This is a genomic window from Aerococcus sp. HMSC10H05, from assembly GCF_001806975.1.
GTDB lineage: Bacteria > Bacillota > Bacilli > Lactobacillales > Aerococcaceae > Aerococcus > Aerococcus viridans_B.
Map to the genome: position 1 here is coordinate 18,926 of NZ_KV786996.1, position 12,388 is coordinate 31,313.

Below are 12,388 nucleotides of genomic sequence, written 5' to 3' on the forward strand. Positions count from 1 at the left end.
CACTATTGATATGTAGGGCCTTATTGAAAAAAGGGGGAAGGGAGTTTAACTCCATTATTATGTTAAATAATGAAATGATTGCAATGATTCTTGCTGGTGGTAAAGGTACTCGTTTAGGAAAATTAACAAAAAGTATAGCTAAACCAGCTGTTCCTTTTGGAGGTAAATATCGAATTATTGATTTTACCTTAAGTAATTGTATGAATTCAGGCATTACAACGGTTGGTGTGATGACGCAATATGAACCAATGATTTTAAATGACCATATTGGGAATGGTGATTCTTGGGACTTAGACACACGAGATGGTGGGGCATTTGTTCTTCAGCCCTACTCATCAAGTGATGGAGAAAAGTGGTTTAATGGTACAGCAAATGCTATCTATCAAAATGTTTCATTTATAGACAGTAAGCAACCAGAATATGTTTTAATTCTATCAGGAGACCATATTTATAAAATGGATTATGCCCCTATGTTAGCGGCCCACAAAGCGAATAATGCAGATTGTACGGTTGCTGTAAAGCCTGTACCAATAGATGAAGCTTCCCGTTTTGGGATTATGAATACAGATGATGAAGGAAAAATTATTGAATTTGAAGAAAAACCAAAAAGTCCAAAGAGTAATTTAGCATCAATGGGTATTTATATTTTTACCTGGGAAAAATTACGTGAATATTTAATGAAAGATCCAGAAGGTATGGAAGACTTTGGTCAAAATGTTATTCCTGCTTATTTAAATAATAATGAGAAAATTTTTTCTTATTCATTTGATGGCTACTGGAAAGATGTAGGCACGATTGATTCACTATGGGAAGCTAACATGGAGGTGCTCGATCAAGACCATCCGCTACAATTACGCGATAAAGCATGGCCAATCTTCTCAAGAAACACGATGACTACACCGCAATTTTTATCCACAGAATCAGTTGTAGAGAATGCGATGATTTGTGATGGATGCATCATCCGAGGAAGTATACTGAATTCAATTCTTTCACCGAATGTATTGGTTGGTAAGGATTCTCTTATTAGTAATTCTATCATTATGAAAGGTTCAAGTATTGGTGAGAACGTTAAGATTGAGTATGCGATCCTTGGTGAGGACGCAGTTGTTTCGAATGGTTCTTCTGTTATTGGAATGCCAGATAATATCGCTGTCATAGGTTATGAAGAAGTAGTAGGGGGAAATTATTATGGTTAAAAATAAAGTTACTGCTATTTTAAATTTAAATGAATCTACAACCGATTTAATGCCATTAACAGAAAATAGACCTATTGCTAACCTACCATTTACTTGCCGTTATCGAATTTTAGACTTCTATTTATCAAGTCTATCACATGCTGGTGTTCGCTCTGTTGCTTTATTTATGGCTGAAACAGGTCGATCTGTATATGATCATATCCGTTCGGGTAAGGCATGGAATTTCGACAACTATACTGGTGGTATTTTTACATATTCGCAAATGAACCACAAACGTGCGTTATATGAAGCAGCAAGTCGTAAAGGACCATTCTATGATGATCATCACTTATTTATTGAGCGTTCAAATGCTGAATATGTATTTGTCTCAGGTGCAAAAATCGTTGCTAATATCCATTTAGACGAAGTAATTGAAGCATTTGATCATTGCGATGCTGATATCATCCGTATTTATTCGGAAGTGCCTCGTGAATTAATTGAATATCATCCTAATGAATATATTATTCACTTAAATGAAAAGGGACAAGTAGAACGTTTATCAAAAGAAGGAATTACCCCAATTTCACAAGCTACTGTTAATTACGATATGAATATGGCGCTTGTTAGAACAGATAAGTTACTAGAAATGATTCATCGTGCTGAAGAGAATAACTACTATAAAGAATTAGATGAAGTGATCATTGAATATATGGAAGACTATAAGACGGTAGGCTTTCAATATGAAGGTTATGTTGGTAACGTAGATTCAGTGAAATCATACTATGATGTCAGCATGCAGATGTTAAATGGGGAATATTTTACACAATTATTTCAAGGTGATCAGCCTATTATCACTAAAGCACACAATGGTTCACCAACATATTATGGTAGTCATGCTGATGTGATTAATGCACAAATAGGTACTGGCTGTCAAATCTATGGCGAAGTAGAGCATTCTCATATTTTTCGTAATGTGGAAGTAGGTCCAAATGCTAAAGTTGCTGATGCGATTATCTTCCAAGGATCAAAAATCGGAAAAGGAGCCACGGTACGATATGCTATTTTAGATAAAAAAGTAGAGGTTGAACCTGGTGCAGTTATTATAGGTACAGCAGAGGAACCAGTTATAATTTCAAAAGGGACTTATGTAGCAGCATCTGACAAAACTTTTCAACATCCTGCTTATACAATAAAAAAAGCAAAAGGATTTTAATTGAAAGAAAGGTGATTTTATGAAAGTGCTATTTGTAGCGGCTGAAGGCGCACCATTCTTTAAGACAGGCGGACTTGGGGATGTGGCTTATGCTTTACCCAAGGAATTGCGGAAACAAGGGATAGACATTAGAGTAGCATTGCCTTACTATTCACAAATGCCTGAAGAATATAAGGAACAAGTAACCGAAATTACACACTTTAGAGTAGAATTAGGTGATAAATCGGCTTATGTTGGCATCAAAACGCTCACGCTTGATGGTGTTCAATATTATTTTATCGATAATCTAGCCTATTTTGATAGAGATCAACTGTATGGACAAGATGATGATGGGGAACGATTTGGATTTTTTGATATTGCAGTGATTGAGATGATGGAGAAAATAGATTTCATTCCTAATATCATACATGTCAATGATTGGCAAACAGCCATGATTCCAGCCCTGTTAGTAGATAGGTACCACTGGATTGATCGTTATAAAGATATTCGAAAGGTGCTGACTATTCATAATATTCGTTTCCAAGGATGGCAGAATCCATCAGTTTTGAAAGACATTTTTAATACGACTAATGCTCTTTATCATGAAAATGGTGTTAAGAAAGAAGATCAAGTAAATTATCTTAAAGCGGGTATTAATTTTTCTGATAGGGTGACGACAGTCAGTCCGAACTATGCACGAGAAATTCAAACGCCAGAATTTGGAGAAAAATTGGATGGTGAGTTACGATATAATGCCTGGAAACTATCAGGGATTATTAATGGCATTGACTATGATCAAAATAACCCTGAAACGGACCCATATTTAACCGTGAATTATAATGCATCAACAGTTCAAACCGGTAAGGCTTCGAACAAACGCGCCCTACAGGAGCGACTAGGGTTGAGTGTGGATCCTGATGTGGCTTTACTAGGTGTTGTTACACGTTTGACTGACCAAAAGGGTATGCAATTATTGCAGGAAAAGGCAGAATATTTACTGATAAATTTCAATATCCAAATAGTTGTATTAGGAACTGGCGATGAAGGGTTTGAAAATTCTTTCCGGTATTTTGAGTGGAAATATTCAGGTGAATTCTGTGCTTATATCGATTTTGATGTTGAATTAGCGCAACAGATATATGCAGGATCTGATATATTCCTTATGCCAAGTGCATTTGAACCATGTGGCTTATCGCAAATGATTGCCATGCGATATGGCACTTTACCGATTGTCCATGAAACGGGCGGTTTATTAGATACAGTTCAACCATATAATCAATTCACTGGTGAGGGAAATGGTTTTTCATTTAATATTTTCACCGGTGATATATTCGCTCATATTATTGCAATTGCTTTGGATGTTTATGAAAATCAACCAGATGTTTGGTTCCAATTAATACACCAGGCTATGGCGACTGACTTTAGGTGGAGTGAACCGGCCAAAGAATATATTCGCTTGTATGAAGACCTAGTTTTATAAAGAATACTTATTTACTTTAATTTACTTTAATTTACTTAAATACTTTTGTAAATACTCATTATGAAATTGAGCGGTTGATAGCTACAGGTATCAACCGCTTTTCTTATTGTATAAGATCTGATATTTATGATAAGATAGCTCATAATACATTAAAATTGGATTGGGATGAAATGAAAAAATGAAAGTAGTAAAATTTGGAGGATCATCAGTTGCATCAGCTGAACAACTGGTGAAAGTAAAAGATATCGTAATCAGTGATACTGACCGTAAATTTGTCATTGTTTCTGCTCCAGGAAAGCGTGACAAAGCGGATATTAAGGTAACTGACTTGTTAATTGACTTAGCTACTGAGATTTTACATGATAGTGAAAATGCATCAGCTACTTTTAACCAAATTGTTGATCGATTTAGAGATACGGCTGAGGGGCTAGAAATGGATTTAGCTATCATAGATAAAATTTCAAAACAATTGAATGATTTAATTAATTCAGGTATTACAGCACAACCTGCATATTTTACGGATGCTATTAAGGCCTTTGGTGAGGATGCTAATGCCCAGTTAATTGCAGCGTATTTTTCTGGTCTAGGTTATGAGGCTTCTTATCTAAATCCTCAAGATGCGGGTTTATTTTTGTCTGATAATCCAGGGCAAGCACGTGTATTACCTGAATCTTATCAAAATTTATATAAATTACGTAAACAGGATGGTATCATCGTGATACCTGGTTTCTTCGGCTATACCAAAGATGGAAAATTGGTGACCTTTTCTCGTGGAGGTTCTGATATTACCGGTGCAATCGTAGCCAACGGTGTAAAGGCTTCAATGTATGAAAACTTTACGGATGTTTCTTCAATTTATGTGGCAAATCCAAGTGTCGTCCATAATCCAGTAGCGATTGAACAACTCACTTATTCAGAAATGCGTGAGTTATCTTATGCAGGATTCTCTGTTTTCCATGACGAAGCGTTACAGCCCGCCTTTATTGCTGATATTCCTGTAGCTGTAAAAAATACAAACGAACCACATGCACCTGGCACTTTGATTACACGAACTCGTCCCAAAAATAATTTAGCTATTTCAGGTATTGCATCAACTAGTGGATTTGCTTCTGTTTATATCAAGAAATATATGATGAATAGAGAAGTTGGATTTGTACGTCGTGTATTATCTGTATTAGAGAGATATGGCGTTTCTTTTGAACATATTGTTTCTGGTATTGATGATATTGATGTCATATTCAAAGAGGATGCTTTATCAAAGAAAGAATTAGAGGAAATGATAGCTGAAATCAAAGCTGAAACTGTTGCAGATGCTGTCGAAAAAAGAGACAATTTAAGTCTTTTGATGCTTGTGGGTGAAGGTATGATTGAGAATATCGGGAATACTGCAAGAGCAACCAAAGCCTTGTCAAATGCTGATATCAACTTGGAAATGATTAACCAAGGATCATCTGAAATTTCTGTCATGTTTGGTATTATTGAAGAACGAGAAGATGACGCTGTCCGAGCTATATATAAGGAGTTTTTTAACTAAATTTTTAGTTTAGAGAAAGAAGGTGAAACAAAAGTCGTTAGAATTGACGTACTTGACCAAAAGCTGAACAATAACGAAATATTATTGGCACATTTTGGGAAGTATCGGACAATATTGACTTTTGAAACCCGATGATTAACATTTTTATATATCAAAAGAGGCTGAGGTATTTTGTCCCAGCCTCTTTTGATTAAAATTTTACAGACAACCTATGCATTAAATAGTAAGAAATATAAGAACACTATAATACCGAGAGCGATACGGTACCAACCAAATACTTTGAAGTCATTTCTTTTAATATATTTCAAGAATAGCTTAATCGTTAAAACGGAAATAATAAAAGCCACAACCATCCCAACCAAGAGTAACCATATTTCTGTTCCAGTAAAAACAAAGCCATTTAAGAAAGCTTTAATTAATTTTAATGCAGAAGCACCAAACATAATGGGGATACTCATAAAGAATGAGAAGTTCGCAGCCAATGGTCTTGACGTACCGACAATAGTTGCACCTAGAATTGTTGAACCTGAACGTGATGTTCCTGGGACTAGTGAAAGTACTTGGAATAGGCCAATTTTAAACGCATCCATATAAGACAAATCGGTCATAGTATCTATTTTTACTTGTTTATTTTGGTTGCGATTCTCAATCCAGATAAACCAAATACCATAAACAATCAAAGTAATCGCTACTACCGACCAAGTCATCAAGTGGGCTTCCATCCAAGAGTCTAATAGTAACCCAGCAATCACAGCAGGTAAACAACCAACAAATACCTTAAACCAAGTCATCCAAGTTTCTTCTTTTTCAGCTTTAGACTTACTTGGGGCAAATGGGTTTAATTGGTTAAAGTTTAGCCATACTACAGCTAGAATAGCTCCAAGTTGAATGACAACGAGGAAGATATCCCAAAATTCTCGGCGGACATTTAAAGTAATAAATTCTTCCAAAAGAATCATATGTCCAGTTGATGAAATAGGTAACCATTCAGTAATCCCCTCTACGATACCTAATAAAATCACCTTTAATGTATCTAACATTTATCAATTTCCCTTCATTCTTGTTTAATTTATTTCTCAAATTAGTATAAATGAAAATATCGGATAAAACAAAAAAACATTATAAATTTAAGAAGTCTTTAAAGTTTAGAAAGGTGAAATCCCTTCGTAGAAGTATTGTCATTATTTTTATGGTTGTGATATGATTAATCTAGTTAACAAAATGAATACTTAAGGAGCGAGCCATATGTTTAATTTTTTTAAGAAAAATAAGAAGAAAGAAACTACAAAACAATCGAGTAGTTCTCAATTAGCAGAAACTTTATTTGCTCCTGCAACGGGCGAATTTAAAGCTATTGATCAAGTGGATGATCCTGTGTTTTCACAAAAAATGATGGGAGACGGTTATGCTGTGGAACCTGAAACTGGAGATGTGTATGCACCGGTTGCTGGTACTGTTATGAGTATTTTCCCAACTAAACATGCAATCTACATTAAAACTGATGATGATGTAGAAGTCTTAGTTCATATGGGGATTGATACTGTTGAATTAGATGGTGCACCATTTGAGGTTACTGTAGCTGAAGGTGATCAAGTAAGTGTTGGTAGTAAAATCGCGAATGTAGATTTAAACCAGTTAGCTTCTGCTGGCAAAGGAAAATCTATCGTTGTAGTATTCACAAATTTAGAAGACTTTTCTAACTTACAATTAACTGCATCAGGACATGTAACGCATAGTGCAGAAGTAGGTACTGTAACAGCGGATCATTAATCCAAATATACATGATTAATATACCAAAGAAGGTGAGACAAAAGTCGTTTTGAATTAACGTACTGGACCAAAAAACGAACAATAATAAAATATTATTGGAGACATTTGGGCAGTATCGGACAATAATGATTTTTGGAATTTAATTATAAACATTCTCATATAGCAAAAAGAGGCTGAGACATTTTTGTTTCAGCCTCTTTTTTTATTTAACCTAAAAATTTGTATAATCGTTCGTATTACAAATGGTTAAAATACTTAATTTTAAATAGAAAATGATAAATTAATAAAAAATACGAACTATTTTTACAAAAACACTTTACTTTGTCTAAATTATGCCGTAATATAAATCCTGTAATAAGCGAACATTATAAAAATTTAAAATCATAACATTCGTTATTTGGAGGAGAAACATGTCTACAAAATTTAAAAACATCGTTTTATTAGCTGGTTCTGTATTTGCTTTAGCAGCATGTCAAGGACAAAACGCTGGTACTGAATCTAGCAGTTCTGATGCTCAAGCAGGGGCTTCGTCTTCTACTGAAGCTACTGGTGATTATGCCATTGGTATGATTACTGATGAAGGTGGAGTTGATGATCGTTCGTTTAACCAATCAGCTTGGGAAGGTATGCAAGCTTGGTCAGAAGAAACTGGCAATAAGGTACAATATTACGAATCAACAGATTCATCTGATTTCGTACCAAACTTCAATACTGCGATTGCAGATGGTTATGACATTATCTTCGGTATGGGCTTCATGTTAGAAGATACTTTTAATGAAGTAGCACCTGCTAATCCAGACCAACAATTTGCCTTTATTGATGGACAAGTGGATCAACCAAATGTTGTTTCTATGACCTTTAAAGATCAAGAATCTGCTTTCTTAGCAGGTATAGCTGCGGCATCAACATCTGAAACTGGCAAAGTCGGTTTTGTGGGCGGTATGAAAACACCTGGGATTGATCGTTTTGAAACTGGTTTTAAAGCCGGCGTTGCCTATGTAGATGATTCAATTGAAGTAGATGCACAATATGTTGAATCATTTGGTGATGCAGCAACTGGTCAACAAATTGCGAATGCTATGTATACAAGTGGTGTGGATGTCATCTATACTGCAGCTGGTGGTTCAGGTAACGGTGTATTTACAGAAGCTCGTAACCGTTTAGAAGCTGATAGCGAAGCAAACATCTGGGTGATTGGTGTTGACCGTGATCAAACTGAAGAAGGTGAATGGTCAGGAGGCAACTTCACTTTAACTTCTACAATTAAAGATACAGGTTCAGCAATCGTTGCCATTACAGAGCAAACTATGGAAAACGAGTTTCCAGGTGGGGAATTGGTTGAATATGGTTTAGCAGATAAGACAGTTGATGTCACTAAAGGTAACCTGGATGATGAAACTTGGGCAACAATTGAAGATGCGAAACAACAAATCATTGATGGTGAAATTGACGTTCCAGAATTTTCTTATTCAGCAGAGTGAGGAATATAGCAAAAGAAAATTGCGTCAGTCAAATTGACTGACGCTTTTCCTATGATTGGGACAGTAGGTTAGAAAAGAGGAAAATAAACGTGCAAAATGAAAATGTCATTGAAATGCGTGACATCACCAAAATCTTTGGTAATTACAAAGCGAACGACAAGATCAACTTCAATTTAAAAAAAGGTGAAGTTCATGCCTTATTAGGGGAAAATGGTGCTGGAAAATCAACACTAATGAATATTTTATCTGGTTTATTATCACCAACATCCGGTGAAATCTTAGTAAACGGTCAAGTTGCAAATATTAGTTCTCCAGATAATGCAAATAAGTTAGGCATTGGGATGGTTCATCAGCATTTTATGCTGATTGATAAATTTACGGTTGCAGAAAATATTGTATTAGGAAAAGAATCCACAAAATTTGGTTACCTAGATGAAAAAGCCGCTTATGACAAAATTAAAGAATTATCCAATCAATACCAGCTAGCCGTAGATCCGGATGCATACGTTGAAGATATTTCTGTTGGTCAACAACAACGAGTAGAAATTATTAAAGCTCTCTACAGAGGAGCAGATATTTTAATCTTTGATGAGCCAACAGCCGTATTAACACCCCAAGAAATTGAAGAATTAATGCATATCATGAAAGCTATGACACTTGAGGGCAAATCAATTATCCTAATTACGCATAAATTAGATGAGATTACCACTGTTGCTGACCGTTGCACAGTTATTCGGCGTGGTCAGAGTATTGATACTGTAGAAGTTGCAAAAACAAATAAGCAAGAATTAGCAGACATGATGGTTGGTCGCCATGTTAACTTCAAAGTAGAAAAACAACCAGCTAAAACGGGAGATGTTATTTTACAGGTCAAGGACCTAGTTGTGAATGAGTCTCGCGGATTACAGGCCGTAAAATCTGTTGATTTTGATGTACGAGCAGGAGAAATCTTGGGGATTGCTGGGATTGATGGAAATGGGCAAACAGAATTAATTCAAGCAATTGCCGGTTTGAGAAAGGTAGTTTCAGGAAAAGTATCGTTATCAGGGAAAGATGTGACGAATAAACGTCCTCGAAAGATTACTGAAGCCGGATTAGGACATATTCCAGAAGATCGTCAAAAGCATGGGCTATTCTTAGAATGGTCGATTGCAGAAAATATGGCGATGCAATCTTACTATCAAAAGCCGTTTTCAAAGAACGGTCTGTTAAACCATCAATTTATCAATGATCATGCAAAAATTTTGATTGGTGAATTTGATGTGAGAACGGAAAGTGAAGCAACTTTAGCGGGTGCTTTATCTGGTGGTAACCAACAGAAAGTTATCATCGCGCGCGAATTAGACCGTAATCCAGACTTATTAATTGCTGCGCAACCGACTAGAGGATTGGATGTTGGTGCAATTGAATTTGTCCATGATCGATTAGTACAACATCGGGATGCTGGGAAGAGTGTATTATTAATGAGTTTTGAGTTAGATGAGATTATGGGCGTAGCTGACCGGATTGCTGTCATGCATGATGGGAAAATAAATGCAATCGTCGCTGCTGAAGATACAAATGAAACAGAATTAGGTTTACTAATGGCTGGTGTATCCTTAAAAGAGGCACGAGTACAAAGTCACTTAAATCCTGTAGGACAAGACGCTATAGATGAAGGAGTTGAAACAGTTGAAAGCATTTAAATCGCGTACCCTTATAGAGAAATTGACAATTCCTTTTATTTCTATAGTAAGTGGTTTTATTCTAGGCGCCTTAATTATGTTGTTTTTTGGATATAATCCAATAGCTGCGTACGATGCCATGATAATGACAGTATTATCAAGTCCATACTTTATTGGTGAAGTATTAAGACAAGCGACAGTGTTAACGCTCACCGGTCTGGCCTTCAATGTTGCTTATCAATCAGGTTTCTTCAATATTGGTTTGTCTGGACAATTACTAGCAGGATGGCTATCATCGGTTTCATTTGCTTTAGCATTTCCGGATGTACCGAAAGTGATCATGGTACCTAGTGTGTTAATTATTGGCACATTATCAGGTGCTTTATTCGCATCAATCGCAGGGGTATTGCGTGCTTATTTAGGAACAAATGAAGTCGTAGTGACGATTATGTTGAACTATATCATTTTATATTCAACGAATTATTTGATTCGTGAAGTGATTGGTACGGGGAATATGACTGAAAAAGTTGGAGAAAATGCTTCTTTAGCACTTGGCTTCATTACAACGATAACAGGTGGTTCTCGTCTAAATATGGGGATACTCATTGCAATAGTTATGGTGATTTTATATGGATTTGTGATGAAACATACAACGATGGGATTCGAATTAAAAGCTGTCGGATTGAACAAAGAAGCAGCAGAGTATGCCGGCATTCACGTAGAGAAAAATATTGTTTTAGCTATTTTTCTATCTGGTGGATTAGCAGGTTTAGCAGGTGTCATTCATGGAATCGGTACGTTTGGTAATTTATATACCTTAACTTCACTACCTTCTGAAGGTTTTAATGGTATCGCTGTCGGGTTACTAGGTATGGGAACACCTTTAGGCACTTTCTTAGCTTCTATTTTGTTTGGTATTTTAAACATTGGCGCTTCATTTATGCCAAATCGAGCAGGGGTTCCTGATGAATTAGCGAGGGGGATCACTGCAGCAATTATTTTCTTCATTGGTTCGTCTTACATCATTAGTTATAGTTTAGAAAAATTTGGAAAAAGTAAAAAGCAAACGATAAAGGGGGACTAATAATGGAATTAAGTACGATCTTACAACTAATTGTGTCATCAACCTTGATGTATGCCGCACCCCTTATTTTCACAGCTATCGGTGGCACTTTTTCTGAGCGATCAGGTGTGGTAAACATTGGTTTAGAAGGGATTATGGTCATGGGAGCTTTTGCCTCTGCCGTATTCAATATTGCTATGTCTGCCTCCTTGGGTTCTATGACACCTTGGATTGGGTTATTAGTAGGGGGATTTGTAGGTTTAATTTATTCAGCTATTCATGCTGTTTCTTCGATCCATTTCCGCGCTAATCAAACAATTTCAGGTACAGTTTTGAACTTAGCAGCACCAGGATTATCTGTATTCCTAGTTAGAGCCATATACGGGGCAGCCCAAACAGGTCCATTGGCTAAACCTTTTGTGACATATAACATCTTAGGGTTGAATAACATTCCAGTGATCGGACCTATTTTCTTTCAAAATACCTCTGGACCAGCTTATTTAGGCATTTTACTGGCAATATTGGCTTGGTTTTTACTCTTTAAGAGTCGTTTTGGTTTACGCATACGGTCAGTAGGTGAACATCCAGAAGCTGCAGAAACGCTAGGTATTAATGTTAACGCAATGAAGTATGCTGGGGTGCTTATTTCAGGCTTACTCGGTGGTATTGGAGGGGCCGTTCAGTCCCAAGCAGTGCAGAACGAATTTTCTGTGATCACTGTTGCTGGTCAAGGATTCATGGCTATGGCAGCTATGGTTTTTGGAAAATGGCATCCAGTAGGTGCTTTGTTAGCTGCAATCTTCTTTGGATTCGCACAAAGCTTATCTGTTACAGCTAACTACATTCCTATTATTCAAGATATCCCGTCAGTGTATTTAGATATAGCACCTTATATCTTAACAATTATTGTATTGGTAGTGTTTATAGGTAGAGCGCAGGCACCTAAAGCTTTAGGGAAAACCTTTGTCCAATCAAAATAAACCATTTATTTTATACTTTAGAAAAAGGATTTGGCATGTACCAAATCCT

The 12,388-nt window shown here is 36.3% G+C and carries 10 protein-coding genes; 9 read left to right on the plus strand and 1 reads right to left on the minus strand.

Annotation, left to right across the window (positions count from 1 at the left end):
* The first annotated feature begins 59 nt into the window (after positions 1 to 59).
* From HMPREF3116_RS07075 to HMPREF3116_RS07090, 4 genes are all read left to right on the plus strand, one after another.
* On the plus strand, positions 60 to 1,196 hold the full coding sequence (locus tag HMPREF3116_RS07075; RefSeq protein WP_070468719.1) for a glucose-1-phosphate adenylyltransferase: 1,137 nt from the start codon (positions 60 to 62) through the stop codon (positions 1,194 to 1,196).
* Complete coding sequence (glgD, locus tag HMPREF3116_RS07080; RefSeq protein ID WP_070468721.1) at positions 1,189 to 2,388, plus strand: glucose-1-phosphate adenylyltransferase subunit GlgD; 1,200 nt, start codon at positions 1,189 to 1,191, stop codon at positions 2,386 to 2,388. The genes HMPREF3116_RS07075 and glgD overlap by 8 nt, the downstream gene beginning before the upstream one ends.
* Positions 2,389 to 2,407: 19 nt before the next feature.
* On the plus strand, positions 2,408 to 3,847 hold the full coding sequence (glgA, locus tag HMPREF3116_RS07085; protein ID WP_070468723.1) for a glycogen synthase GlgA: 1,440 nt from the start codon (positions 2,408 to 2,410) through the stop codon (positions 3,845 to 3,847).
* A 178-nt stretch (positions 3,848 to 4,025) separates the two neighbouring features.
* Positions 4,026 to 5,381, plus strand: coding sequence for an aspartate kinase (locus HMPREF3116_RS07090; RefSeq protein ID WP_070468724.1), 1,356 nt, complete (start codon positions 4,026 to 4,028; stop codon positions 5,379 to 5,381).
* A 209-nt stretch (positions 5,382 to 5,590) separates the two neighbouring features.
* Here HMPREF3116_RS07090 and HMPREF3116_RS07095 read toward each other — a convergent pair whose 3' ends face one another.
* On the minus strand, positions 5,591 to 6,421 hold the full coding sequence (locus tag HMPREF3116_RS07095) for an undecaprenyl-diphosphate phosphatase (protein WP_070468726.1): 831 nt from the start codon (positions 6,419 to 6,421) through the stop codon (positions 5,591 to 5,593).
* Positions 6,422 to 6,626: 205 nt separating this feature from the next.
* On the opposite strand from HMPREF3116_RS07095, the gene HMPREF3116_RS07100 reads away from it, so the two are divergent.
* The 5 genes from HMPREF3116_RS07100 (at position 6,627) to HMPREF3116_RS07120 (ending at position 12,339) form a co-directional block, all read left to right on the plus strand.
* Positions 6,627 to 7,151, plus strand: coding sequence for a PTS sugar transporter subunit IIA (locus tag HMPREF3116_RS07100; RefSeq protein WP_070468728.1), 525 nt, complete (start codon positions 6,627 to 6,629; stop codon positions 7,149 to 7,151).
* 410 nt (positions 7,152 to 7,561) lie between these two features.
* Positions 7,562 to 8,632 (plus strand): BMP family lipoprotein, encoded by a 1,071-nt coding sequence (locus tag HMPREF3116_RS07105; RefSeq protein WP_070468730.1) that lies wholly within the window; start codon positions 7,562 to 7,564, stop codon positions 8,630 to 8,632.
* A gap of 113 nt (positions 8,633 to 8,745) precedes the next feature.
* Positions 8,746 to 10,317 carry an ABC transporter ATP-binding protein gene (locus HMPREF3116_RS07110; protein ID WP_070468779.1) on the plus strand — a complete coding sequence of 524 codons (1,572 nt, stop codon included), beginning with the start codon at positions 8,746 to 8,748 and terminating at the stop codon, positions 10,315 to 10,317.
* The gene (locus tag HMPREF3116_RS07115; protein ID WP_070468732.1) at positions 10,304 to 11,380 is read left to right on the plus strand and encodes an ABC transporter permease; all 1,077 of its coding nucleotides are present in this window, start codon (positions 10,304 to 10,306) and stop codon (positions 11,378 to 11,380) included. The genes HMPREF3116_RS07110 and HMPREF3116_RS07115 overlap by 14 nt, the downstream gene beginning before the upstream one ends.
* A gap of 2 nt (positions 11,381 to 11,382) precedes the next feature.
* Complete coding sequence (locus HMPREF3116_RS07120) at positions 11,383 to 12,339, plus strand: ABC transporter permease (protein WP_070468734.1); 957 nt, start codon at positions 11,383 to 11,385, stop codon at positions 12,337 to 12,339.
* Positions 12,340 to 12,388: the final 49 nt, after the last annotated feature.

Excerpts from the sequence above, each read along its gene's own strand:
- HMPREF3116_RS07105 (WP_070468730.1), top strand. The coding sequence starts at position 7,562 with ATGTCTACAAAATTTAAAAACATCGTTTTATTAGCTGGTTCTGTATTT.
- HMPREF3116_RS07120 (WP_070468734.1), top strand. The coding sequence starts at position 11,383 with ATGGAATTAAGTACGATCTTACAACTAATTGTGTCATCAACCTTGATG.
- glgA (WP_070468723.1), top strand. The coding sequence starts at position 2,408 with ATGAAAGTGCTATTTGTAGCGGCTGAAGGCGCACCATTCTTTAAGACA.
- HMPREF3116_RS07075 (WP_070468719.1), top strand. The coding sequence starts at position 60 with ATGTTAAATAATGAAATGATTGCAATGATTCTTGCTGGTGGTAAAGGT.
- HMPREF3116_RS07110 (WP_070468779.1), top strand. The coding sequence starts at position 8,746 with ATGCGTGACATCACCAAAATCTTTGGTAATTACAAAGCGAACGACAAG.
- glgD (WP_070468721.1), top strand. The coding sequence starts at position 1,189 with ATGGTTAAAAATAAAGTTACTGCTATTTTAAATTTAAATGAATCTACA.
- HMPREF3116_RS07090 (WP_070468724.1), top strand. The coding sequence starts at position 4,026 with ATGAAAGTAGTAAAATTTGGAGGATCATCAGTTGCATCAGCTGAACAA.
- HMPREF3116_RS07095 (WP_070468726.1), bottom strand. The coding sequence starts at position 6,421 with ATGTTAGATACATTAAAGGTGATTTTATTAGGTATCGTAGAGGGGATT.
- HMPREF3116_RS07100 (WP_070468728.1), top strand. The coding sequence starts at position 6,627 with ATGTTTAATTTTTTTAAGAAAAATAAGAAGAAAGAAACTACAAAACAA.